General features: G+C 46.0%; 24 protein-coding genes. 10 read left to right on the top strand and 14 right to left on the bottom strand.

Features of this window, described 5'->3' with window-relative positions:
- The first annotated feature begins 213 nt into the window (after window positions 1–213).
- Window positions 214–1206 (top strand): multicopper oxidase domain-containing protein, encoded by a 993-nt coding sequence (locus D829_RS0105355; protein ID WP_017687821.1) that lies wholly within the window; start codon window positions 214–216, stop codon window positions 1204–1206.
- A gap of 56 nt (window positions 1207–1262) precedes the next feature.
- Window positions 1263–1964, top strand: coding sequence for a Crp/Fnr family transcriptional regulator (locus tag D829_RS0105350; protein WP_017687820.1), 702 nt, complete (start codon window positions 1263–1265; stop codon window positions 1962–1964).
- Between the two features lie 114 nt (window positions 1965–2078).
- Here the strand turns inward: D829_RS0105350 and D829_RS0105345 are convergent, their stop codons facing one another.
- Window positions 2079–2801, bottom strand: a complete 723-nt coding sequence (locus D829_RS0105345; protein ID WP_017687819.1) for a hypothetical protein — start codon at window positions 2799–2801, stop codon at window positions 2079–2081.
- A gap of 177 nt (window positions 2802–2978) precedes the next feature.
- On the opposite strand from D829_RS0105345, the gene D829_RS0105340 reads away from it, so the two are divergent.
- Entirely contained in the window at window positions 2979–3680 is a 702-nt protein-coding gene (locus tag D829_RS0105340; protein WP_017687818.1) for a Crp/Fnr family transcriptional regulator, read from the top strand.
- Between the two features lie 143 nt (window positions 3681–3823).
- On the opposite strand, the gene D829_RS0105335 is transcribed toward D829_RS0105340, so the two are convergent.
- The 9 genes from D829_RS0105335 to D829_RS0105295 form a co-directional block, all read right to left on the bottom strand.
- Window positions 3824–4165, bottom strand: a complete 342-nt coding sequence (locus tag D829_RS0105335; protein ID WP_017687817.1) for a cupin domain-containing protein — start codon at window positions 4163–4165, stop codon at window positions 3824–3826.
- Window positions 4166–4308: 143 nt separating this feature from the next.
- Entirely contained in the window at window positions 4309–6270 is a 1962-nt protein-coding gene (locus tag D829_RS0105330; protein ID WP_017687816.1) for an ABC transporter permease, read from the bottom strand.
- Window positions 6245–7015 carry an ABC transporter ATP-binding protein gene (locus D829_RS0105325; RefSeq protein WP_017687815.1) on the bottom strand — a complete coding sequence of 257 codons (771 nt, stop codon included), beginning with the start codon at window positions 7013–7015 and terminating at the stop codon, window positions 6245–6247. Before D829_RS0105325 ends, D829_RS0105330 begins: the two co-directional genes overlap by 26 nt.
- Before the next feature lie 189 nt (window positions 7016–7204).
- A complete protein-coding gene (locus D829_RS0105320; protein WP_017687814.1) occupies window positions 7205–8203 on the bottom strand; it encodes a sensor histidine kinase in 999 nt (332 codons plus the stop codon).
- Window positions 8200–8913 (bottom strand): response regulator transcription factor, encoded by a 714-nt coding sequence (locus D829_RS30440; protein WP_017687813.1) that lies wholly within the window; start codon window positions 8911–8913, stop codon window positions 8200–8202. Before D829_RS30440 ends, D829_RS0105320 begins: the two co-directional genes overlap by 4 nt.
- Before the next feature lie 83 nt (window positions 8914–8996).
- Window positions 8997–9971, bottom strand: coding sequence for a sugar kinase (locus D829_RS0105310; protein WP_026081011.1), 975 nt, complete (start codon window positions 9969–9971; stop codon window positions 8997–8999).
- A 71-nt stretch (window positions 9972–10042) separates the two neighbouring features.
- Window positions 10043–11086 (bottom strand): SPFH domain-containing protein, encoded by a 1044-nt coding sequence (locus D829_RS0105305; RefSeq protein ID WP_017687811.1) that lies wholly within the window; start codon window positions 11084–11086, stop codon window positions 10043–10045.
- Window positions 11087–11287: 201 nt separating this feature from the next.
- Window positions 11288–15664 carry a glycosyl hydrolase 53 family protein gene (locus tag D829_RS32325; protein WP_017687810.1) on the bottom strand — a complete coding sequence of 1459 codons (4377 nt, stop codon included), beginning with the start codon at window positions 15662–15664 and terminating at the stop codon, window positions 11288–11290.
- 257 nt (window positions 15665–15921) lie between these two features.
- Complete coding sequence (locus tag D829_RS0105295) at window positions 15922–16638, bottom strand: YceI family protein (protein WP_017687809.1); 717 nt, start codon at window positions 16636–16638, stop codon at window positions 15922–15924.
- A 192-nt stretch (window positions 16639–16830) separates the two neighbouring features.
- Between D829_RS0105295 and D829_RS0105290 the strand changes: the two genes are divergently transcribed.
- Entirely contained in the window at window positions 16831–17517 is a 687-nt protein-coding gene (locus D829_RS0105290) for a response regulator transcription factor (protein WP_017687808.1), read from the top strand.
- Window positions 17502–18968, top strand: coding sequence for a HAMP domain-containing sensor histidine kinase (locus tag D829_RS0105285; RefSeq protein ID WP_017687807.1), 1467 nt, complete (start codon window positions 17502–17504; stop codon window positions 18966–18968). Before D829_RS0105290 ends, D829_RS0105285 begins: the two co-directional genes overlap by 16 nt.
- Window positions 18969–19064: 96 nt before the next feature.
- On the opposite strand, the gene D829_RS0105280 is transcribed toward D829_RS0105285, so the two are convergent.
- The gene (locus D829_RS0105280) at window positions 19065–19709 is read right to left on the bottom strand and encodes an ATP-binding protein (protein ID WP_017687806.1); all 645 of its coding nucleotides are present in this window, start codon (window positions 19707–19709) and stop codon (window positions 19065–19067) included.
- A 289-nt stretch (window positions 19710–19998) separates the two neighbouring features.
- On the opposite strand from D829_RS0105280, the gene D829_RS32810 reads away from it, so the two are divergent.
- Together D829_RS32810 and D829_RS0105275 are read left to right on the top strand one after the other, a co-directional pair.
- Window positions 19999–20151, top strand: coding sequence for a DUF1540 domain-containing protein (locus tag D829_RS32810; protein WP_074095586.1), 153 nt, complete (start codon window positions 19999–20001; stop codon window positions 20149–20151).
- Window positions 20152–20353: 202 nt separating this feature from the next.
- Window positions 20354–21811 (top strand): 4-hydroxyphenylacetate 3-hydroxylase N-terminal domain-containing protein, encoded by a 1458-nt coding sequence (locus D829_RS0105275; RefSeq protein ID WP_017687805.1) that lies wholly within the window; start codon window positions 20354–20356, stop codon window positions 21809–21811.
- A gap of 21 nt (window positions 21812–21832) precedes the next feature.
- Here the strand turns inward: D829_RS0105275 and D829_RS0105270 are convergent, their stop codons facing one another.
- Genes D829_RS0105270 through D829_RS0105260 form a run of 3 tightly spaced genes read right to left on the bottom strand, consistent with a single transcriptional unit; the run spans window position 21833 to window position 23716 of the window.
- A complete protein-coding gene (locus D829_RS0105270) occupies window positions 21833–22399 on the bottom strand; it encodes a nitroreductase family protein (RefSeq protein ID WP_017687804.1) in 567 nt (188 codons plus the stop codon).
- 52 nt (window positions 22400–22451) lie between these two features.
- Complete coding sequence (locus D829_RS0105265; protein ID WP_017687803.1) at window positions 22452–23258, bottom strand: hypothetical protein; 807 nt, start codon at window positions 23256–23258, stop codon at window positions 22452–22454.
- 5 nt (window positions 23259–23263) lie between these two features.
- On the bottom strand, window positions 23264–23716 hold the full coding sequence (locus D829_RS0105260; RefSeq protein WP_017687802.1) for a flavodoxin: 453 nt from the start codon (window positions 23714–23716) through the stop codon (window positions 23264–23266).
- 292 nt (window positions 23717–24008) lie between these two features.
- On the opposite strand from D829_RS0105260, the gene D829_RS0105255 reads away from it, so the two are divergent.
- The 3 genes from D829_RS0105255 to D829_RS0105245 all read left to right on the top strand — a co-directional run bounded on the left by D829_RS0105255 (window position 24009) and on the right by D829_RS0105245 (window position 26082).
- On the top strand, window positions 24009–24872 hold the full coding sequence (locus tag D829_RS0105255) for a class I SAM-dependent methyltransferase (protein WP_017687801.1): 864 nt from the start codon (window positions 24009–24011) through the stop codon (window positions 24870–24872).
- A 2-nt stretch (window positions 24873–24874) separates the two neighbouring features.
- On the top strand, window positions 24875–25609 hold the full coding sequence (locus D829_RS0105250) for an RNA pseudouridine synthase (RefSeq protein ID WP_017687800.1): 735 nt from the start codon (window positions 24875–24877) through the stop codon (window positions 25607–25609).
- A 128-nt stretch (window positions 25610–25737) separates the two neighbouring features.
- Window positions 25738–26082: an MGMT family protein gene (locus D829_RS0105245; protein WP_017687799.1), complete on the top strand. Its 345-nt coding sequence runs from the start codon at window positions 25738–25740 to the stop codon at window positions 26080–26082.
- The last annotated feature ends 68 nt before the right edge of the window (window positions 26083–26150 follow it).

Here is a 26150-nt window from a genome sequence, read left to right as displayed (position 1 = left end):
CATCTCTCTAAAATTATATGAAACTCCGTTCCTCAGCACAAGAATTGAAGACAGATTGTTGGAAATGCCTCTAATACGACATACCCAAGTGTGTGCCTCATCACACCCGTTCCTGCTTCCATACCTTAATCTATAACTAAATAACTACTAAATTGAAAGAAAACCTGTTTTTTAGATTGTGAAAAACATCACTTGAGTAAAGGTTGTGCAACTATGTTCTCCTTACTGAATGTATATAAATGGTCTCTCGTATTCGCTATATTCACAGCAACGCTCTCTCACTGTAGTTCAACTGATACGGTTAAACCTGTTCACCACGATGAAGTCTCCTCCTCCTCTGCGATTAGTGAACTCCCGGTGGACCCGATCATTCGCAGAGAAGGTACTACGGTATATATTGAAATGACGGCCCAGGTTACAGATATCGAAATCTCCGAAGGAGTGATCTACAACGCTTGGACATTTAATGGTACCGTCCCCGGACCCGTCCTACGAGTGACCGAGGGAGATACCTTGGTGTTCACGTTAAAAAATAAAGATTCCAGCCTGCCTCACTCCATGGATTTTCACGCTGTACATGCTGCTCCAAGCAGCAAATTTATTGATGTTATGCCAGGCGAGGAAGGCACCTTCACTTACCCAACCTCCTCACCCGGTGTATTCATGTATCACTGTGGAACCAAACCGGTCCTTGCCCATATCGCAAACGGGATGTACGGCATGATTATTGTGGAACCCAAGGCTGGATACCCTTCCAATCACTTGGTTGATCGTGAGTATACCCTTGTTCAGAGTGAATGGTATGAAGAGCATGATTACGAAGCTTTTTTGAACGGAGAACCGGATTATGTCGTATCTAACGGCAATGATTATGGATTGACCGAACATCTCCTGCTTGCCAAAGTAGGAGATACAGTGCGGATATATGTCAGTAATGCTGGACCCAATGAAGTCTCATCCTTCCACGTTGTAGGTACAATTATGGACCGTGTGTATACCGATGGGAATCCACGCAACATCCAGTATGGAATACAGACGGTTATGCTTCCCGCAAGTGGTGGAGCTGTCGTAGAGTCCACCGTAACCGAAGAAGGTGATTATGCGATTGTAACCCATCAGTTCAACCATGTAGCCAAAGGAGCTTCCGCTGTTCTGCGTGTGACCAAGGATGGTACTGATCATGGTGGACCCGCGATGTCTCACTGAGACATGACAATAGATAATGGATATACCCATCCTGAATAATTCGAGGTGATTGAACGATGATCTGTGCGCACGAAGCGAAGGATGCCTGTTTCTCCAAAGTATCTCTGTTCCAGCATCTTGATCCATCTGAAGCTGCATTGCTGACCTCCCTTCTGCATACCCGCAAATATAACAAAGGCGAAGTTGTCGTTCAGGAGGGCGAACGCTCCGATACGCTTTACGTGGTTCATCAGGGATGTGTGAAGTTATCCAAATACAATGAAAATGGCAAGGAACATATTATCCGGTTTCTGTTTCCCAGCGATTTCTTCGGACAAGATTCTCTGTTACACCAAAAACCACATGCTGCAAACGCCGAAGTTCTGGAGCCTTCGGCCATCTGCTCCATCAACAAACATGACTTTGACCAGTTACTTGAACATGATCCGAAGCTTGCTTATCATTTCCTGCTTGCCATTACCAATCTTCTCCGTGAAACCGATGAATGGAACAGCTCGCTCAGTGCGATGACAACGGAACAGAAGATTGCCAAGTTGCTTTTGTATTTCCATACCCGAAATCATGCAAAACATGAGATCCGCTTGCCTGTTTTTAAAAAAGAGATGGCTCTGCTGCTCGGGATCACACCCGAAACACTTAGTCGTAAACTCGCCATGATGCAGACTCAGGGACTACTTCAGGTTACAGGAAACTGCATCCTTATTCTTCAACTGGAGCAGCTCAGGGACAGAATTCAACCGCCTGGCCGAGGCCAATGAACTAGGTAAGGAAGCTTGCGGGTGCAGAGGAAGCTGTTTCGGCAAAAAAAAGTATCCGATTAGAAATCACTCTGTTCGGATACTCTTTAGTTCAATTTATATAACCTATATTCTCTACAGATCCAGCAACAGCGACACAAGCAATCCCATGGATGCGATCAACCCCACAACTGGTCCACCTTCTTCAAAGGCTTCCGGCATCATCGTCGAGCAGATCATGGCAATGATTCCGCCACCTGCAAATGCACCAATCGCTGCACCCATCTCCTCTGGAAGCTGTTCCAGAAACAGATATCCACCCAGTGCTGCAATCGCGGAGATCAACAGTACACTCAGCCACATTAATATGATTTTGCCACGACTGTACTTGCCCTGTAGTCCAACCGTACTGGACAGACCTTCAGGGATGTTGCTGACAAAGATCGATACCACCAGGACCACACTGACACCGTTTCCGGCAAGCAAGCTGGCTCCAAGCATGATGGATTCCGGGATAGCATCCATTACCGTGCCTGCAAAGATCCCGAGCCCGCTTTGATTCGAGTCTCCCGACTTTGCCGAACGTTTACGCCCTGCCCCTCCCTTTGCAGAAACGAGCAGGTCAAACAAGGTATATACGACGGCACCCGCCGTAAATCCAATGGCGGTAGGTATAATTCCTCCATCATTCAGCGCATCTCCGAGAAGTTCAAAGGTCGCTGCACCAATTAATGTTCCTGTCCCAAAAGCCATGATCCAGCCAATGACTCGTTTGGGAATCTTCAGAAACAATGCTGCGAGTGCGCCAATGACTACCGCTGAGGCAGAGATGCCGCCCCACATGAATGCAGTCCACATCCGGGCCGACCCCTCTCTTGTTCAATCATATTCTATCATTCCATTAACCCTGGTTGAGCAATCAAAAACAGTGATGTTGCTATACGGTGATCTATATCACCTGATGTGTTCAAAAATCACGCTATGATGAAATGATGTCGTCGTTCAGAAATATGAACACAGAGAGGAGAGATTCTCATGAGTAGGGTAAACAAAGATACAACAGCAGAGTTTCTACAACAGTTCCCCATCTTCCAGGATCTTAGCCCTGAGGAATTAAAGCAAGTCGAAGAAATCGCCATTTCCAGAAGCATTCAGAAGAAATCGGTTATTTTCAGCGAAGGAAGCGAAAAAGAAGCTGTCTTTTTTATCCGTACCGGCATTGTAAAGGCTTATAAAACCGATGAGAACGGGCATGAACAGATTGTCTCTTTCCTCAAAACAGGAGATATGTTCCCACACACCGGCTTTTTTAATCCGCACCCTTACCCGGCTACCGCAGAAGCAATTACCCCTACCGAACTACTAGCCATACCTGTCCGACTTTTCGAACGATTAATGCTGAGTACACCTTCAATTGCGATCAAAATTATGCGTGTACTCGGTGACAAAATAAGAGAATTACAGGATAAATTGCAGGTGCTCTCTGGTCAGGATGTACGCAATCGTGTGCTTTCCTTCCTTCTCATGCTCGCAGAGCAGCATGGACAGACACATGAAGACCAAATTATCATCAACTTACCCATGACACATCAGGAGTTTGCCAACTCCATTGGTACAACAAGGGAAACAGCGAATCGGCTTTTAAACCAGCTTACAAAAGAGAATTTGCTCGAAGTGGATCGCAACCGGATTATCATTCATAATTTGCAAGCTTTGAAGCAACAAAGGGATGCATGACCACCTTTTACCCAGGTATGCTTTTTGTTTTGTTTGGAGAAGAGTATTCTTGAATAAAAAATAAATAAGGAAACTCCAGAATAGAGTTCCCCTTATATTAGTGCCGATCAGTGAATCATTTTATCGATTCCTTATATTAGATGTTAGATGTCCTTTGCATAGGATGCTGCTGGCACTTTGTTTAACACCACGAACAAACGAACCTCCTGAGCTCCTGTATTATGGAATGCGAACTCCACCTCACCGCCACAATGGATCACATCCTCTTGTTTCACCGCTTGTTCTTTTCCATCCAGAATAAGTGTACCTGTGCCTTCGACTACCAGCAAAATAACGTCTGTGCCCGGATGTTTATGAACGGGAAGCTGCTGGCCTGGCAAAAAATGAAGTACAAAGGTCACTCCACCACCCTGTTGGAATAAAACCCGTTTCGTGAAACGGTCCTCACTGAATGTTTTGACTTCTTGCAATGACGTGATACTCATGTTAATCGTCCTCCTCGATAATATAATCTGTGAATACATTCATATTATCGCAAGAAAGCCCGCGTTTCCTTGATCTGAATCAAGAAATGCGGGCAATGAACAAATCATGGGTCGGTCCTAATGACCGTTTGTTTCTAAGATGGTTACACCATCATTTTGCGCAGAGAAGCGATATATCTCGAACGTATAATGATGAAATAAAACGTCTGTGCAAGTACAAAGGCACCAAATACAGTCAACACCGGCATCGTATAATTGGTAATACCGAATTCAGTAAGAAATGGCTTAACTACGACCAAAGTTTCAATGATAGCTACCCCGATTGGTAAAAAGAACAGGATAGCAATCTGAACGGTGGATGATCGTTTCATCTCCTGGAAACTGAGACCCATTTTCGAAAGAGAATGCACCATTTTTCCATCCGCTTCAAGATCAGTATGCAGTCTAAAATACAGAAAGCTTGCAGAAGAGATCGAGAAGATTAATCCGATAAATATGCCTAGAAAGGTAAAGAGTGCTGTGCCCTGTCTGTATCTCTCAAAATCTCCATATCGAGTGGTCAGAAATCCGGAGTAATTCTCATCCGAAGAAGCATTATCGCTTCGAATGGTATCTGCGGACGACAGTAGCTGATCGCTAACCATGGCTTCCGAGGAGTGCCGGTCAGGTACAGCATGACCCCATGCCGGAATCTGATACAGAACTTTGCCAGATAACCTGTTTCCTTTAATCTGTTGTGTGACCTCTTCAAACTTCTCATCCGCTAGAACGACTACACCTGTAGAATAGATCAGAGTTGCGAACCTTGGCTCTACATCCGTAGCTGTAACTCTTGTTTGCAATGAACCTTCCTCCAGATTCAGAGTCAAAGTGTCTCCTTCCGCATAATTGCGAAACCTGTTTCGATCAATCTGAGCCTGATCCTTCTCATTACGTGAATCTACGAACAATGCTGAGTCTGAATCCAATTGGAATGTCTTTTTTCCTAGGATTGTATTGAATCGGTTGTAATGACTGAGCGGCATGACCGAGACAGCACTCTGATCCGCATCAGACCAGAAGTACTCCAGATACATTTGCTGATAATCCAAGCCCGCGGCTTCGAGTCTCGAATCAATAGTGCTCATATCCATTTGATCCGAAGGTGTGTACACATTATATTGAATTGCAAAATCGTTATTGGTAAACTGCTCCCGGTTCTCCTGATCCAGTGACAAAATTACAACTGCACTCATTGAAGCAATCGCAATCACCACGGTCACCATGAAGAGCATGCGGGCATTATCCTTCATTTTGTAACTCATCTCTGAGATCCACAACAGACGTGTACCATGCCATACCGTTTTGCGATTACGCTTCAATAAACGAATGATGAGCACGGAAAGTTGTGAGTAGAAAAAATACGTCCCGGCTATCCCTGTTACTGCTGCAAGCATGATTGTTCCGCCATTCAAATCGCTGCGGAGTGCCACAAAACCGACTGTAAGTAATGCAAAACCCAGAAGTGAGAAGAACCATGAAGCTTTGGGCTCTTTTTTAGGTTTGTTGGTTCCCGTCAAAAGTTCTAACGTCCGTTTGTTTCCGATAAAAACCAATGTGAAGAGTGAAATGCAGAAAAATAATAACAGAAAGGCCCCGATCGTAATCAGAATCGCTTTCATGGGAAAATAAAAGGGCAGATCATCCATCCCGATAAAACGAGTAGTTAACATCAGGAACAACTTCGACAACAACATGCCTCCGCCGATACCGGCAATAATGGACAGACAGCCGATCAACATATTCTCCAGAATGACCAATCTCCGAATCTGTGCCGGCTCTGCACCAAGTATGGTCAGAATGCCAAACTCCTTGTTCCTTGATTTGAGAAAAGCACTGATGGAATACATAACAAAGAAAAATGCAAACACATACACGATAATCGAAGCGATCTGCATTCCAGTAGCAGTTGTGTCACCCATCGGCAACTCTGTCACATATGGATGATAGATGAACACCGCATAAGCGAAGAATATCATGACCATAAACACACTACTTAGAAAAAAAGCAATATACGCTCGCCCATTTCGGCGAATATTGTTAAACGCGAACTGAGGAAAGCTCATGTGAATTCCCTCCCCAGAAGGATAAAGTATCAATGATCCGCTGGAAAAACGTCTGTCGATTATCTCCACGGTGTACCTCGGCTGCCAGTTTCCCATCCTTGATGAACACGATTCGGTTGCAATAACTTGCAGCAAGGGGATCATGTGTAACCAGCATAATGGTCGTTTTCTCCTGCTGATTAATCTGTTCAAGTGACTCCATGACCGCCTGGGATGACGTAGAATCCAGGGCACCGGTTGGTTCATCCGCCAATACAATTGAAGGCATATTGATCATAGATCTCGCAATGGCGGTTCGCTGTCGCTGTCCGCCCGAGATCTCGTAAACTCTTTTATCCAGAATGTGATCAATACCAAGCTTGGCTGTAATACGATGGAGTCTGCTCTCCATCTCCTTCAGTTTGACCTTGTCCAGTGTCAATGGGAGTACAATATTCTCAGCAACCGTCAGCGTGTCCAGCAGATTGAAATCCTGAAAAACAAACCCGAGTTCCCGACGTCGGAACATGGCAAGTTCTTTCTTTTTCATATCAAACGGGTTCATGCCATTAATCAGCACCTTGCCTGAGCTGGGTTCATCAATGGTGGAGACCATGTTTAACAATGTGGTTTTGCCACTGCCAGACGGGCCCATAATGCCCACAAACTCACCTTGCTTGATTGTCAGATGAATATCACTAAGGGCTTGAGTCTGCACTTTGCCCTGATATACTTTGTTCAGTCCCGATACCTGTAACATTTCCATACATAATTCCCTCCTGATCCATCATTCTATATACGTTATTTCTATTCTTATCCTAACCGACCTCCCGTAACGGTGCTATCGAATTACCTTAAACTTCCCTTACAACGCGTTTAAGGTTCTGTTCCCCTGCCTTCTCTATCACACTTCTGTACATTAAAAAAAGCACCTCGCCCATGGGCAAAGCGCTCTTTACTTCGGATATTTCGTATGAACCCAGCTGAATCTAACCAACGTTCCCTCATTTGGCTCCGAAAACAACTCCACACGGTTATCCAGGCGGGCACTGATCTCACGAACCAGATATAATCCCATTCCTGTAGATTCGTGGTATTGTCTGCCCCGTTCACCTGTAAAATAGGGATTAAACACGCGATGAATATCCTCGGACGAGATGCCGATTCCCTCATCCTGAATGTCCAGGATTGTACGCTCTTCCTGTTTATAGCCTGTAATGATCACTTTTTTGCCTGATTTGCTATCGGAATAGTTCACGGCATTGGTCAGGATCTGGGTGAACATGAACCGCAGCCATTTGGAGTCACTATATATCTGAAGGTCGCCCTCCATACGAATATCCGGCGTAATGCCTCTGCGTATAAACAAACGTCGGTTCTCCGCTATACTGCTCCGAAGCACTTCATGTAGAGACAGCAGCTCTACACGAAAATCCCCTTCAAACTGTTCAAGCCTTGATGAATGCAAGACCATCTCAAGTCCTTTGCGCATTTTATCCAGCTCATCCTGAATACTGCCAGCCGTCTCATCGTCCACATCTTCCAATGTCAATTGGATAATGGACAACGGGGTCTTCATCTGATGAACCCAGCGATTCATGAATACCACGTGCTGTTCCTTGCTAGTACGTAATTGACCCATCTCATTCTGCCGATTACGCTCCAGTTCATGTAACAATTCCTGGATGGCTTCCGCCACGACCGAATTTCCAAGCGTTTGGAAAGGCTCGTTTACCAGTTTACGTGGTTGTTGAAGTAGACGATAATACGCTCGTAGCTGGAGGTAACGTATGACCAGATAGACCAACAGCACAACAGTACTGATCAGCATGCCATAGAGGACAATCTTCATCGGACGGCCCTCACCAGAGAGCCAGTAGACACACGGAACCAGCAGCATCTGTAACACATAAAATCCAACTAACATCTGGTGGTCTTTCAAGAAAAGTCTCATTTCCCTTTCCCCTGTGAGGACGAATCCAGATCCAACACACGATAACCCGCTCCGCGAACCGTCTCCAAAATCTCTTCTGCACCCAGCTCCTTCAACTTCCGGCGAACACGTGTAATATAGACATTCAACGTATTATCATCAATAAAATGCTGATCTTCCCACATCTGTTCTAACAATTTTTCTCGGCTGACAACTCGCCCTGCCTTCGCCATCAGCGCTTCCACCAGTATCGCTTCCTTCTGTGTTAGCTCGGTAGAACGCTCATCATATTCCAATACAAATCGCTCAGGATAAAGGATCATGGGACCATTCGTCACTGTTACTTCCTGTTGAACAGCAGCGTAAGAACCATAGGCTCTGCGCAGCTGACTGCGGACTTTGGCAAGAACGACTTCATATTGAAAAGGTTTCGTAATATAATCATCCGCTCCATGTTCCAACGCCATAATCTGATCCATACCACTATCACGAGCCGATATGAATAAAATGGGACATATGGAATGTGTGCGTATCTGCCTGCACCAGTAGTATCCATCATATTGAGGCAAATTCACATCCATCAGCACAAGGTCCGGCTTCACTTCCACAAATTCATCCAGTACATGACGAAAATCATCTGTGACCTGTACCTGGAATCCATTTCGGGTCAGATAAGCCGCCAGCAATCCTGCTAGCTTGGCATCATCTTCAACCAACAATATCGACTGCATCGTTAACCCTCTTTCCGTTTCCTGACGTCAGTGTATCACATCTAGTTACCCATTCTAGTCGGAAACGGCTTGAAAATAAAGGGTCAGACCACGAGACGCCCCCTCTTCTCTGCCAACCCAATGATAGCTTCCACCCCTGAGTTAAACTCAAGAAAGTCCTGCTCGACCCCATCGCTGAAAATAACACCATCCTCTGGCATCTGGGATACAATGTGCAGTGGTTGCTTTGAATGGATCTGTCCAAACACGAGATTGGCCGCAGTCGTCCGACTCGGGAACGGCTCACGTACTGAAAAATATAAATAAGGCGCATCCCAGTTAAAATGATTCAGCTCCTGCCTGCTCCCATGAATGGATGCGGATGCTGCAGCAACCTCAGCTTCAGAATTCATGTTCTGCCATGCCGCTGATCCTACAATTCCTGTGGCTCCGGCCAGCACACTTTTGAACCAGCCTGTCGATCCCATGCCTGTCGATACAATGATACCACTGGAGGATTGTTGTTCTGCGGATGAACCCAAACGCACTTCATAACGTGCCGATACATGCGTCTTCCGTCCGATGAACAGATCATTCACACCATATAGATACTGTCCATCATTGAGTTCCACTTTGGCGAGAGTGACTTCTTTCAAGGTTCGTTGCTTTCGAATGACATCAGGGACAATAAAGCTCAGATCCTCCACGGTAAAAGGTAATAACACCCCGTCCCACCGCATCGGGTCCGGGTTCACACCAATGAGCGGTTGCTCGGTGACATATTTGAGGGTATTGGCTACAAGCCCATCCTGTCCCACTACGACCACGATATCCTGTTCTCCAAAGATAAAATTGGGCACATGTTCCCGATCAATCGTCTGAACCCGTCCCAATTGACCCAGTTGCTGCTGTGCCTGTTGCACAGATAGCCGATAACGACGGTCTTCCTCCATATAATCACTGAAGTCTGCGCCCAGACGTTCAATATAGAACTGAGCTTGCTGCACCGTGTTATATCGAACCACCAGTTCCTCCAGTCGGGTCCGGCGCTTCACCAGAATCAGCTTGTGTTCGCTCATTCGATCATCCGCCGCAGGCTGCTGACGTACAGATTTCCCTGCCTGCTCTGCTTGCTCTCTTCTTCCTAATCTCATCTCGCTCGACCTCCCTGATCTCTGCCCTGCACAGGAGACATCAATCCCTGCAACAGATCTGGCGAGATATTAAGCTGTCCGATCTTGCCCGCGTTTTCAGCCAGTTCCTGGAACGCGAGTGCGATCAGCTTATCGGAATTCATGCCCATGTTTGCCATTGCTTGCAGTACATTCGGCTGTACATTTTGCAATGAGTTCATCACGGCAGCAATCTCATACGCTTTGGCATCCGCTTCAGCATTGTGATTGGCAATAGTTAACTCAATCAGTTGCTGCTTACGTTCCTCCATCGCTGTATTAAACTGAAGCTGCTCCTGCTCCATCTCGTTTTGTTTCTGTTTCACCGAGCGTTCTGTCTGCAATTGGGTCTCACGAATCTGCTGTTTCTTTGTCTCTACGGCAATTTCGGTGTTCAGTTCGTTCTCTTTCACTCGTCTTTCCTGTTCAATCGATGCATTCCGACGTACATAGAGCGCTTCATCTGCCTGACGCAAAATCTCTTCCCGCGCCTGTGCTTCCAATGCACGCATCGTCTCTTTATTAGGCAGAATGGCCAGAATCGATAGACTCATCAACTCAACGCCCAATTTCTCCAACTCTTCACTTTGCACAACCTCGCGTTTCATGCTGCTTGCCAGCCGTTCACTGGATTGAATAGCTTCTTTCAGCGGCATTTGCTCCAGATGTTTCTTGGTTAGTACTTTCGCTGTGGTGATCACCCGTTGATCCAGCTTGCCGGGGTCGTCGGAGATATACCGATTTTTGCGCAAATTGTACGTGTAATTCAGGCTCTGGGTTATTTTCAAATAATCCACAATGCGATAACTTAATTGCCCCTGCACAGTAACCGTCTGATAATCCGCCGTAATCTCTTCGAACATGAACGGTACATCCACTGAGGATACGGGTAGAACCACTACCGATGTGGTCGGCTCATAATAATAGAAGGACAATCCTACACCTTGACGCTGTACCTCACCATTTTTCACTTTCATGACATACTCACTGGGTTGAAATTTCGCAAATCGGAATCCAAACATAGCTCATTCCCCATTTCTTTAATATTGTCGTTTTGATATTATCGAAATGATAACAAATGAATTCGATATTGTCAATACGACATTAACAAATTGTTTATATGCCTATTTAGAGAAAGGGATGAAGTCTGAACCTCATTTTTTCCGCAAAAAATAAAGAGACCGAATCATATGATCCGATCTCTTTACCTGCTTTGTTATTTTCTAATACAGTTGTTCCATCAGTCTGGCGACTGCAACAGCTCCCTGTGCACGGTTCGCTGTTTCTTTCGGAGCAAACGTGCCATCAGGCATGCCATTTAGCAGTCCAAGTTGTTGCATCGAGGCTACAGCTTCTTTGGCGTATGCCGAGATCTCGGCGTTGTCTACAAACACCATATTTTCTTGTACAGAATGGGTCGCATCCTCACGTTGCACAACCTTCAGTGCTCTGTTCAGTATAACGGCCATATCTTCTCGTGAAATACGTTCATTGGCTCCAAAGCTTCCATCCGCCCGGCCTTGAATAATGTTCATTTCAATTCCGAGTCGTACTGAATCGGCATACCACTGCCCTTCCTTCACATCCGTTGGTGTTGAAATAGATGGATCCGGCTGGCGTGCATCACCAATACCTTTAATAATCATTTGCAAAAATTGTGCTCTGGTCAGTTCACCTTGCGGGGCAAAACGAGTTGCGCTCATCCCCGAAATAATCCCTTTACCGTAGAGGTTCTGTACCTCTTGGATTGCCCAATTGTGATTTTGCAGATCATGTAATGGCACTTCAACTTCTGCAATGACATAACTGCCAGATTCCAGAGGTTTGAACGTCATCGTTTTGGTCTTGTCATCGTACTTGGAATACGTAACAGGTTTCATTTCTCCACTTGTGGATATGGAATGTACAACCATAACTACATCATTCTTTTTAGGTTGCTCCACATTGGATAGAGCAACTTCAACCGCTCTGTTTGTCCATTGCAATGGCTTATTGTTCATTAACAAATTCACATCAACAATCGCATGATTACCGATCGCTGCTTTTTGCGATGTGGACAGTGTATCTGTCGATCCTTTTGCCACTACGATGTCGAACGTTCCCGCAGTCTCCGCAATAGTTAGCGGGAGTGTTTTTAGAGGAACACGAACGGTAGTCTGTCCAACAACTACATCCAGGGATTTCACTTCCTCGGAACGAATCCATGCCGCCAGTTGACTTGCAGCCAATTGGAATGTGACTTTCTTGGCTGTATCAGGCACATCTGCAATCAGCTTCAACGTACGATTTCCTGTATCCATGGATTGCAGTGCCTGAGTTAATAGGGATGCATCCGGACGAATAGAATACTTGTCATCCCCGGTTGCTGTTCCTTTTACCGTTATTGAACCCTTCACCGGTGCAGTACCCGCTCCAACGGGTGGGGTTACATCCGGATTCCCTGGCGTTGGAGCTGTTCCCGGGTTGGAAGGTTGTGATGGTACACTTGGTTGTGATGGCTGGCCAGGGCCAGGTGTTACATCTTGACGTACAAGCTTACTCACAGCATCTTGTAACGCACGATCCGCATTGCTCACATCTTGCATTGAAGATTCAACATCCAGAATGAATGCCTTCGCTTCAGAAAGTGCCTTACTAAATACATTCCAGCTTGATGTCGTGTATTCGGCTTGTTTTAATTTCTCAGCGGTATCTACAGTAGCTTGCAGTGCCGATTTGTCCGCCGGGAACGTACCGTATGCTTCAAATTCCATGAATCCTACCCATGTGGGACCTGTTTTAATCGTTACCCGAATATAACGTCCCTCCGTGCCTTCTGGAAGTACATGGCTAGGTGCGGTCGATACAACAACATCACTTGTGGTGTCCACTACTTTCACAAAATTTTTGTTATCATTGGACACTTCGATCGTATATTTGATGCCGCCACTCCACATCGACATTTCGATTTTGCGGAGGTTAGCAACCTGACCCAAATCCACTTGCCACCAGCTATCCTTATTCTGGTCTGTTCCCCATGAAGTGTTCGGATTGTTGTCAATTGCACCTTCAGGAGAGTTGGCTTGATTACCTCCTGTCCCTGCACTGCTTGAAGCCGTTGCCGTTTTTCCCGTTGTTAAAGCCTCTAGAGAGACCAGATTAGTAAAGGCTTGTTTCAACGTACTCAGTGCTGAATTCACCTCAGACTGGACAACAGCATTGTTATCTCGGACCTGGATCGCTGCCTGCAAAGACTGTTCCAATACAGACCAGCTCCGGCGTGTATAGGAAGATTTAGTCTGCTGCTGCATTTGTTGAATGTACTGGTGCAGTTGTGTTTTGTCCACATTGGATAGACCTTGAATGGCATCATGCAAACGTTTAACCGCTGTATTCGCATCCGTCTGTGTTGCTCTTGGATCATTCAAGACCTGATCAGCGCCTTCCAGCGCTTTGGTCAATACCGCCCAAGTGGCCGCAGACCAGTCAGCCTGCTGATACGTACGCGCTTCCGCTATTTTAGCTCTGAGCTCGTCAAGCTGGGGGGCGATAACCTGCATCTGCTGCATCACATGTTCCAATGCTGTTGTCGCTGCATCTGTATCTGCTTGAGTTACCCCACCCGGCGTGTATGCCTGTTGGTACACATCATTCGCTGCCGAGATTGCCGGAGCCAGAGTCACCCAGCTTTCCCGAGTAAAATCAGTCTGTACCAATGATTTGGCTCGTGTAAGTGCCGCATCAAGTTGCTGGCGGTCTGCGGGCAGAAGTCCCAATCCACGTTTGTACACATCAAGGGACCATAACGCTCTGCCTTCATACGAATGCCCGCCGTTGGCCGGAAATTCATCATAGTCAAACATCGCTTGGTTCTCCCATGCATTACCTTCGGATGCAATCCAGCCTACACCCGCCGGAATCCACGCTGGCTCCCAGTAGAAGAAACCTGCACCATGATTTCCTGGCACGTTCGCAATCATGTCCATAATGCCGGCGATGGCATCATATTGACCTTGAACGGTTGCGGGGAAGTCTGCTCCCCCAACATGAAGCGCTTCGTCCGATCCGATGATATTTCCATGAGCGTCCCCGTTTTTGTAGGAAAACGGATAGGACGTTTCAGCGATAATGACATCTTTGCCAAACTCGACTGACACTTCATTCATCGTTTTCTGTACATCCGCAAACGTCCCATGCCAGAACGGGTAATACGACAGTCCGATAATGTCATATTCCAGTCCGCCATCACTTAACTCTTTAAAGTACCATTTGAACGTATCCGCCTTGCCGCCTTCTGCGAGATGAATCATTATTTGAACCTTATCCGCGTTATCGGTGATCTCTCCTTCTACTGCACGTACAGCATCAATTCCGCTTTTCAGCAATGCAACATTTTGCTTAAAATCCACGTCGCTGCTCAAGCCGTTCAGAACACCACTGTTGATCTCGTTACCGATCTGCACCATATCAGGCATGGCGCCCTCTGCTTTCATGTCTCCCACAACTTCATACGTATAGTTGTATACGGCCTGCTTCAGCTCTTCAGGGGAAAGACCTTCCCAAGCTTTGGGACGAAGCTGCTGGCCCGGGTGCGCCCACTCATCGGAGTAATGGAAATCCAGCAGGATCTTCATACCTTTTTTCTTCACTCGCTTGGCCAAACGAATGACATCGTCCTTGTCGTTATAGCCACCGGATTTTTGTGGATCATTCCACAGACGAAGACGCACATAATTGACACCGCGGTCCTTGAGTATATCGAGCAAGTCCCTTTCTGTGCCATTACTATCTAAGTATTTGCCGCCTTTGTCCTCAATGGCAGTCAACGTGGAAATATCAACACCTCTAACATAGTCTGCACGATATCCCTCAACGATCACCTTAGCTTTAAGCTGAGGTTCTGGAGGCGCACCATATACAACTCCTGTTACCGTAAATTCGCCTGCAGAGGCGTATTGCATAGGGTCGATATGATCCCAAGTCACAGGTACCATTCCCGATTTTTCATTCTGAAACTGTGCCTTTACCTCGTTGGGCAGAATTGGCGCACTTCTGGTCACCGTTCTCACTTCGATCTCATCATATCCTTTAATATTGGCTGGTTCAGTTCCTTCTGCTTCTCCCCACACTTTGAACTCCAATATTTCCGGCCAGACTCCCTCACCCTTGTAAAAAGATATGTTCAATCTGATGTATCGTACATCATTCTGCTGAAACGTCAGATCAGCGATCTGTTTGGGATCGGCATTTTCACTTTGATCAACAACTTTGGTCCATTCCTGCTGGTCAGCAGACGTTTCTACCATATATTTCACAACCGTGTTTTCTCTCCACGTTATTTCCGCTCCGGACAGATTGTAGTCTTCACCCAGATCAATCATTACCCACTGTGGTTGTTCGGAGGTAACTCCCGCCGTAGCAGTCCAATGCGTATCACTTTTGCCATCAACCAAATGGTCTTTGTTACTACCCCACTCCAAATATTCTGTGCTTACCGTAACCACCTTGTTAAGTGCCACGTTCACTTTTGCATCTTCTGCAGCCGCTGGACGAACCATCAACCCCAGATCACAGAATAGCATCAGTAATACCAGACACCCGCTTATGTACCTTTTGTTCACTCTTGATCTCCCCCTTTTTGTGTTTGATTGTGCATGGATCAATGAATGTTATGATTCCTCCTCATTGTAAGCGCTTAATAGTGATGGGTAACACGGCATTTTCCAAAGGAAACAGCAGTTATTTTAACAATATGATCCTGTGACAGTTACATTTGAGCTATATTAATCACACTATTTTGCAAGAAAAACAAAAAAATCTGTCCGTCTACCGTAAGGCAGAACAGAACAGATTTTCAGGTATATGATCATTGTTACACTTATTTAGTAAGTTTCAATTCAAGTTGTACCTGGATATCATTTTCAGTCGAGAGCACAACGGAGTGTGGATTTTCCATTCCGAAATCTTCGAACGTTACCATGGATGTTGCCGACAACAATACTGCATTATTCTCATAAGCAGCTTTTGCATCAAAAGTTACTTCTTTTTCAATACCTTTAACCGTAATGGTACCATTCATTTTGACATCAACCGTTTGACCGACAGGCCATTCCGCAGGCACCCCTTCAAATGAAGTCGCTGTAAATGTAGCTTGTGGATATGTAGCGACGTCGAAGAAATCGGCTTGCTTCACGTGACCATCACGTTGTCCATTCCCGGAATCAATTCCGTCCATCTTGATCTGTCCTTCTGCCTTCATCTGAGCAGCATCGTCTACATTAATTGTCCAATTGCCTGTTACCTGCTCGTTCACAAAGTTAACGGTCTCCTGTGATGTGGTTACGGAGAAATATACTTTGGAACCTTCGCTGATGCTCCAGTCTCCGTTCAATTGCTCTGCTCCTGCAGTTTCATTGGCCACAACCGTTCCTGTGCTATCTACAGCTGTTGTGGAAGTCGCTGTGCTCGCAGGAAGCACCTGCTCAATCTCCACGTTGTTCCCCAAGTAGCTATTTGCGAGATAGTAACCACCGCCACCGATTACGGCAACCGCCGCTACACCTGTAATAAGCCATGCTTTTGCTTTCTTGTTCATCTCTATGTTTCCTCCAGTACATGATTGTTTAGGTTGCTTATTGGAGTGAATCATATCAATTGAATGTGTCAGGAAGAAGTCAAGATAAGACAAGTCCCATATTTTTTTGAAATCCGTAATACAGGATTGGCTTTACGCTCTAGCTCATGTAAAATCAGTACAAGTTTACAAAGCGAAAGGAGAACGCTTTTCTTGAAATCCATACTTATCGTCGAGGATGAGCAAGCTATTGCACGAGTATTGGCTGCTTATCTGAGAAAAGCAGAATTTGAAGTTCATCATGCAGCAGATGGACCGACTGCACTTACCCTTTTCGATTCCGTAACACCTTCCCTTGTATTACTTGATGTGATGCTACCAGGAATGGACGGATGGGATCTGCTGCGGATTATTCGTGAAAAAAGTGCTTGTCCCGTGATCATGCTAACCGCACTGGATGACATTTCAGACCGTCTCAACGGACTAAATGCCGGTGCTGACGATTATATGAGCAAACCTTTTGTACCGGAAGAAGTGGTCGCCAGAGTTAATGCGGTATTGCGCCGTAATCCACATTGGACCTCTGGTGGCGAAGAGAAGCGTTCCTTTGGAAATCTCGTCATTGATCTTGCTGCCAAGCAGGTGCTGCTGAACGGTGCAGAGGTTGCACTTACACCTCGTGACCTGTCGTTACTGTTCTTCCTGTCCGATTATCCGAATCGTACATTTACCAGAGATCATCTTATTGAACAGGTATGGGGGATGGACTATGATGGCAGTGACCGTGCTGTGGATCTATCGATTAAACGACTACGTCAAGCCCTCTCCCATTGGTCGCCAGAAACGGGAGAAATTCGGACGTTGCGAGGAATGGGGTATCAATTTTGGATCGCCAACTGAAACAGAAGAAACCCAAACGAACCATATCCATTCTGTCACACTGGACACTGCGATATTTTCTCATTTTGTGCATTGGTTTCACGATTATTGTGGCAGGGGCACTCTACTGGATTCGAACAACTTCCATTGAGAAAAGCCTCAAAACCGCAGAACTGCTTGGTCTGGAGATTGCCGATCGAGTGACCAGTGAAAATAATATGCTTCGGGTTCCACCCGATCTTGACAGACTGGTAACCAAGCGAGAGAAACTATTCAACACAGATAATTATTTTTGTGTCATGATCTTGGACAGCAACAATCAATTGATCTTTTCCCAGCCTAAAATGGAGCAAAAAGATGTGCATTATCGACTGTCAGACGACTATCTTGAACCTCGAAACAACAAATATGCAGGTGTAACGGTCAACATATCCGAGGGCGATCAAACCTTGGGTAAAGTGTGGGTCATGCAGTCCAAACAATCCATTACATTTGGTCCAGAGACCATATGGCTCGTGGCTCTAATCCTCGGAGGACTAATCCTCTGTGGATGGTTTACAATCTATCTCCTGTCCAATAAGTTATCCAGACCGATTCGTCAGGTCGCCTATGCCGCTGAACAGATTCGAGGTGGCAATTATGATGTGAGTCTTGACTTGAATACACGAGAACGTGAGATTAATGAACTTGTAAATTCATTTCGCGATATGGCCACTCGTCTCCAACAACTTGAAGAATGGCGTACACTTTCGCTGGCAGGGGTAAGTCATGAACTCAAGACACCGGTAACTTCCATCAAGGGGCTCGTTATGGCAGTACGTGACGATGTCGTGAGTCCACAGGAAGGAAAAGAATTTTTGGATATCGCTTTGAAGGAATCTGAACGCATGGAGCGAATGGTCGCAGATTTGCTTGACTATAATGCCATGGCTGCAGGAAGTGTTGCCGTTCGCAAGGAACGGACGGATCTGAAGCTGTTGGTCGGTGAGATCATCTATCAGTGGAAGATTGCATACGAGGACAAAATGCCAGAGGTTCAGCTGCACGCCCCTCCAATTAACTTCTTTACCATGGGGGATGCTCTCCGCATTCAGCAGATCATTGTCAATTTGCTCAATAACGCACTTCATGCCACAGCTCCTGAACAGAAGGCTGTCTTCGATATTTATCTACGTGCAGAAGAGCAGATGCTGTACGTTGATGTTAAGGACCACGGCACAGGCATCGCAGCCGAGGAACAACCCAAAATCTTCGAACGGTTCTATCGTGGAGAACTCAAAAAACGTCGTAACCGCGGTCTGGGTCTAGGATTAACATATAGCCGCCTACTCGCTCAGGAACAGGGCGGTGAACTGACACTTGTCTCCAGCAGCCCGGAAGGCAGCATGTTCAGATTAAGCCTGCCACGCTGGACTGCAACACAAGAAGCTATGAATACAGAAAAAGCATACGGAGCAGCCGTTAAGGTGTAACGCACCACGCTAACATGCCAACTAGCCCAGAACTCCATTCAGGAGACTGGGCTAGTTCAACGTTGTTCCTTGTTGCTCTATCCAGAATGGAAGCAATCAACACTCTAATACACGTGGTCTGTATTCATCGTAAGCATCCGAGATCAGTTGCTTATGAAGTACACTACTGGCAATGATTGCTTTCCGCTTTGCTTTCAAAACGATCTGCTCTATATCCGCATAACTGCACCCGGTCAAGCGTTCACATATGTAATCTTCCAGCCGGGTCTCCTGTTCAAATGATCCCACCAACTTGCTGATATACAATCTGCGACTTGCATCATCAGGCATACCGTAGGTCATCTTCGTATCAAAACGCCGCCAGATGGCAGGATCCAGTTGGGTTTCCAGATTCGTCGCAGCCACCAGAATGCTGTCCCCATCGAATTCGTCCAAACACTGCAATAACGTATTGACGACACGAGCCATCTCTTTCACTTCATCATTGCTCTCACGTGTCCGGCCTATGGCATCAAATTCATCCAGAAATAACACACAGGGATTCATTCGTGCATATTCGAATAACTTACGTACGTTACTCCCCGTCTCCCCAAGATGGCTATGAATGATCGCATCTAATCTCACGAGAACCAATGGCAGATCAAGGCGCTCCGCCAGATGTGATGCCGTTAATGTTTTTCCCGTACCGGGAGGTCCAAACATGACCATTTTGTTGGGGATTGATACATCATGCTCCTTCATTTATAGTTCCAGTCAATTAATCGTAATTATTACTATTAAAGAATAACATATTACTGCCTTTTTGCAAATATAACCACAGCACGTCCACTATTTTGCCACAGATGGGGGCATTTGGTTGCAAGCTTCAATAAAATTTGCTATTCTAAGAGTGCATCGTTGTGTATAACGCAAAAAAGCCCTCTGAATTTCGTGAGAGCAACAAAATTTTCCAGATTTGCAAGCGGCAACTTGTTATATCCGGATTCTTTATACCAACGACTGTAATCCAATTAAAGTGAGGTTAACAATCATGGCAAAAGACGTATTGTGTGAAGTTAATTCCTGTCGTCACTGGGCTCAAGAGAACAAATGTAACGCTTCTTCGATCTACATCGTGAGTCACAGTTCCAAAGAAGCAAGTCAGTCTGCTGAAACAGACTGTAAGACTTTTGAAGTAAAATAAGTAATTTCATGTGATGCACTTAAAGGAGCCCTTACCGGTTCCTTTTTTCTTTGTCTATTGTAACAAGAATGATAATTATTATCAAGCCCTATTCTGTAAAAATCCTTCTCACCTCTTAAATGCACATTGGACAGATGACCTACGTATACTAGGTAAGAAGTCAGTATGCCCATGAACGATTAGAACCAAGAGGTGAATAACAATGCCTGTTAAAAGTGGCACACAGTATCGCGAACGAATTGATGCACAGTCCGTCCCTTGCTGGTACAAAGGTAACCTTATTACTGGAAAACGCTCTGAACATGTAGCATTTGCTGGTTTAATGGAGACTCAGAAGTACATGTATGATCTGCAATCTGATCCTAAATTTGCAGAAACGATGACGTATGCCTCCCCGGCAGACGGCAAACCTGTCGGTATATCCTTCCTGCCTCCAACCAGTGCCGACGACCTCCGTAAACGACGGGAAGGGATTAATATCTGGGCAGATGTGCATCATGGCTTTCTTGGTCGCTCACCCGATTACATGAATACAGCCTTAATGTCCTTTTACACAGGTGCCGATCTCCTGAACGAATTATCTCCCCAGTATGCAGAAAATCTCAAGAATTATTATGCGTACTGCCGTGATCATGATATCACGCTATCCCATGCCTTCATTCAGCCCTATGCCAGCAAAATCTCAGGGCAATTGGATGCTACTGAGGATGCTATTGCCGCAAAGGTCGTAGATCGCACCGAGGAAGGCCTCATTATTAGCGGAGCATTCATGATGGCTACACAAGCTGCCACTTCGGATGAGATTTTTGTCTATCCGTCACCTTCTCCCGCCCCATTTGATGACGAAAATCCATTTGCATTCTCTTTTGCTGTCCCCAATGATCTTCCGGGAATCAGTCTGGTATGCAGGGATACCTACGCAGCCGAATCTCACACTAATTATCCCCTGAGTTCCAGATATGAAGAAATGGATAATATCGTCATCTTTGACCGGGTACTCGTTCCGCATGAACGAATATTTTTTGCAGGAAGTGAGGAAATGTCCTCGCGTCTCTTCAGTGGTAGCAACTTTCATATTCACGCAGGTCATCAGGTATTGTGTCGTTATATTGCCAAAACGGAATTTGTTCTCGGTACACTCCAGCTTCTCACGGATACGCTGAATCTGAATACGGAAGCACATGTTATAGAGAAATCTGCACGTGTGTTCGCAGGTCTTGAATCGTTAAAAGCATTGGCCTTGGCCGCGGAGGCAGGTGCCATACCAGATGGACGAGGATTTGTATTACCAGCACCCAAACCATTGATGGCAGCCAATCTCCTCTTTCCGAAACTTTATCCTGAGATGATTGAAATTCTGCAACTCTTGGGTTCGAGCGGGGTGATTATGATCCCTCAGGAAGAAGAGTTTCAATCTGATATCGCTCCTTCACTGAATATATATTTGAAAGGGAACGACATGGCTTCTCACGAACGCAACGCTCTGTTCCGCCTGATCTGGGAGCTTGGGGCTGGATCATTCGGGGGCAGACAGACCCAATTCGAACGATTCTTTTTTGGCAATGTCCTTACGGTATCCAATCGGTTGTTCTCCGTCTACAACAAAGATCAGACGAATCGTCAGCTCGTTCGTGATTTTCTATCCAACACCAGCAAATAAGAGAATTAACGAATCATTTTTTTAGACCAGATGATCATAGACCGTCATCAGTTCAGAGGCTGGTCTGCTTGCATCCATATCCCGCAATGCAGGCTGGTCTCCGTAACCGATATGGAATACCCCCAGTACCTTCTCTTCACTAGTCAAACCCATCAAATTCATAAACACAGGATGTTGTTGATAATCATTGATCTTCCAGACCGCATTCAAACCCTGTTCCGCAGCCAGAATACTAAAACGTTTGCTCCAGGCTTTGGCCGGCAGAAGATCATCCTCACGGGCATTTCTAGGCGCCACGACAACCAGATGGGTAGGGATTGCTTCCGTGTATTGATATGTAGCCCAATCGCCGTAGCGATCAGCCAGATGGGGGGGATAGCTCTGTCTGACCGCTTCCAGATACAGCTGTCGTCCTTCGCCTGCAAACAACATAAACCTCCAAGGTTCTGAACTCATTACATATAATGAAGGATCTGCTTCATCAAGCAACTCTCGTATAACCGACTGGGGTACTGGCAACGGACTGAATTCGCAAGTTCCTGCACGTCTCTTGCCGCTGCTTATATCTTGACTTAGACCGGTAGACATGGCAACTTCCCCTCCTCTATCTGCATGATATATCGTTATCCTTCAACTGTCTTCACATTAACCATGTTTTCTTCGGTTCAATGGCTTCCGTTCTCCAGCGATCTACCTCTTCGTGTATGCGCGCTTTATCACGCGTCGTAAACTGTTCTGACTCCACCACTTCTGCTTGCGGCATGCTGTCACGTATCAAGCGAATGTAGTCCATGGAACGTATCAGAGACTGGCGTCCAGGGATGTACCTAATTTTGCGTCCTTCCAACAAGCAGTATATCTCGATCATACCCGGTAATTTTCCAAAGACTTCCCAGCAGAATGCACTGACCATATGCTGAAACGCCTCAACTACGTTTGGATCATGGACAACCATATATTTCTGAATAAGCAACGAATCCCAGCCTTCCGGTTGCCAGGCCGCCTGAAATATCATCGATAAATGCATGGATAATGAAGGTAACTCCGTTCTCCACTGTTCAAAAAGAATGGCTGGATGCTTCAGATCATCGTTCATTGCAATGGCGAGTGACAATTCATCCGTAATCTTGTTCTTCACATCCCAGTAATGGAGAACAGATTCGAAACCATCCGTCTTTCTGGGCCACCACTTCTCAAGTAAATACTGTACGGGTACCTCTTTGCGAACATCGGGGTCGAGACTGTAAAAGGCATTGACCGCATGGCTCACCGCATATTGTACACGGTGCCTCCATTGCAGTGGAAGACGCTGCTCAGACACTGGTTCAGGGCGGATTAATCGGTGTGGGCTGCGCAGCATTTCTTCCAATCTGTAATCTTCAAGCAGACGTCCAGGAAGGTCATTCCTTCCGACTGGCATCGCTGCCTGAACATTATGTCTTAACATGATCTCTAGGATACCTGTAATCCGGCAGCAGCGAAGCGTTTGCCAAAGTCACGGCATGTTTCTTTCTCCTGCTCAAGCGGACTGTATTCAATTTTCAACATCTCTGGAGATACCTCCGCCCCACGCTCTTGCAGCTTGGCAGCCGCCAGATCAACTGCACCGCAGAACTGCTCATATGAGGTGTCACCACTACCAAACACCGCAGCTCTCTTACCACTCAGGTCAAGCTCATCTAGCTCCTCATAGAAATCAAGGAATTCATCTGGCAACTCCCCGTCTCCCCAGGTGTACACACCGATCATGAATCCATCATAGTCCAATACATCAGATGCATTACAATCCGTTACGGATTTCAGGTCTGCCTCGTGGCCTCCCTGTGTAATTCCTTCCACAATCAGTTCTGCAATTTCTTCTGTATTTCCTGTCATGCTCGCATAAGCCACTAATAATTTAGCCATCTATTTTCCCTCACTTTAGTTTGATCATGTTATATTCACACTATGAAGAAAGAATGAATTTTGAATTAACAAAATCATATGTGATAATGATTATCATTGTCAAATTAAATTTTTGGTTATCTTTGTTTTTCAGTATATGGCGCACCTTGGATTTCAACACAGCTAAAATACTTCATCCTTTAAGGTCAGATGTAATACCTTCCTCCAATGATCCCGTCCCCCAACTGGCGTCCAAGCCCTTTTTTATTGTACAATAGTATCCAAATGACTTTTGAAGGATGGATAAATCATTATGTACGTAGCTAAGAATTGGAAGGACTATGAAGTAATCGATACAGGAGGCGGCGAGAAACTGGAGCGTTGGGGAGATGTGATTTTACGCAGACCCGATCCACAGATTATCTGGCCCCTTGAGCAAGAAACCAATGAATGGCGTCAGGTGCATGGTCACTATCATCGCAGCTCTTCCGGTGGCGGTAACTGGGATATGAAAAAGCCCATTCCCGAGCGTTGGACAATCGGATACGAAAACCTGAAATTCCACATTAAACCTACCAGCTTTAAGCACACTGGCCTGTTCCCTGAACAAGCTGCCAACTGGAGCTGGATGATGGATAAAATCTCCAATGCAGGACGCCCTATTTCTGTCTTGAACCTGTTTGCCTATACAGGAGGAGCAACGGTAGCCGCAGCTTACGCAGGCGCTTCTGTTGTGCATGTGGATGCAGCTAAAGGCATGGTTCAATGGGCCAAGGAAAATGTTCAATTATCCGGACTGGCTGATCGCCCTGTTCGTTTTATTACGGATGATGTATTCAAATTCGTACAACGGGAACAACGTCGCGGAAATCGTTACGACGCCATTATTATGGACCCTCCTTCTTATGGCCGAGGCCCTAATGGAGAGACATGGAAACTGGAAGAGAACCTATATCCTTTCTTGAAGTCATGTATGACGATCTTGTCGGATAATCCATTATTCATGCTGGTTAACTCCTACACTACGGGCATCTCCTCCACGGTTCTGCGCAACATGTTGACCATGACGATGTCTGCTCAGTACGGTGGTGACATTACTGCAGGTGAAATTGGTCTGCCGATCACACGTAGTGGTCTTGATCTGCCTTGTGGTATTCTGGGCCGTTGGGAGTCTTAATCATGTCAGAACATCGGCATGACCACGATGCGATTCCGATTCTGTTTGAAGACAACCATCTGTTAGGTATTACGAAGCCAGTCAATGTACCTACACAGGAAGATTCATCAGGTGATCCGGATTTGCTTACATTGCTGAAGCAGGATCTGAAAGAACGATACAACAAACCTGGTAATGTTTATCTCGGGTTAGTACACCGACTTGATCGTCCTGTTGGAGGGGCAATGATTTTTGCCAAAACTTCTAAAGCAGCTTCGAGATTGTCCGAGACTGTGCGGGGACGTCATTTCCGTAAAATATATGCGGCTGTTGTACATGGCAAGTTGCCTGCACAGCAGGGTACGTTAAAACACACGCTCCTGAAAGATGCACGCACAAATACCGTTACTGTTGTACCTAAAGGTACGGCTGGCGGTAAGGATGCCGTTCTGGATTACCGTGTTATCGGCGAGACAGACCGTTACAGCCTCGTCCATATCGAACTGCACACCGGCAGATCTCATCAGATTCGGGTGCAAATGAAAGAAATCGGCTGCCCTCTGTACGGGGATCAGAAGTACGGTGCAAGCGTGAATAAATCCGGACAACAGATTGCTCTGTGGTCTGTAATTGCAGCTTTTCCCCATCCGGTTACCAAGGAAGAAGTTGTTTTGCAGTCCTTGCCTGCAAGAGAGTTTCCTTGGGCAGAATGGCCAGACGCTGTGTACCAAAAAGCTTTCTCAGCGAGTCCATCGTAATTTAATAATAAGTACACAGGATCAGGTCACATATGTCCATATCACGTGTCGTTCAGATTCTGTATCTGAACGACACGTTTTTTCATATTTTCAGCTATATACCTAAGATACAGAGAGGAGACATCATGATGACCCCGTTTACCAAACAAGTCGTTGCGATTATCGCTGCGATTCCTGAAGGTAAAGTGATGACTTACGGTCAGATTGCAGCCCATGCCGGAAGTCCAAGAGCCGCGAGACAAGTCGTACGTATTCTGCACTCTATGAGCCGCAAGGAACGTCTGCCCTGGCACCGTGTCGTCAACGCAAAAGGCGAAATCTCCATACCGGACGAACACTCGCGCATGATGCAGGAAACAGAACTGATTAGCGAAGGTGTCGAGTTTCAACCGAACGGAACCATCAACCTCAAACGATTCGGACATGAGCCCGATCCTGTATTTCTTCTCGATCCATCTATTCAGCCCGAATAAGACTACTCTCCTCATATCGCGCACACAAAAAAAGAGAACTCAGGCAGTTAGGGGGTACCCCTTTTCAA

The organism is Paenibacillus sp. PAMC 26794, from assembly GCF_000316035.1.
In the GTDB taxonomy this organism is placed as follows: domain Bacteria; phylum Bacillota; class Bacilli; order Paenibacillales; family Paenibacillaceae; genus Paenibacillus.
The sequence above is the reverse complement of the archived record's forward strand: the minus strand, read 5'-3'. Positions and strand labels throughout refer to the sequence as shown.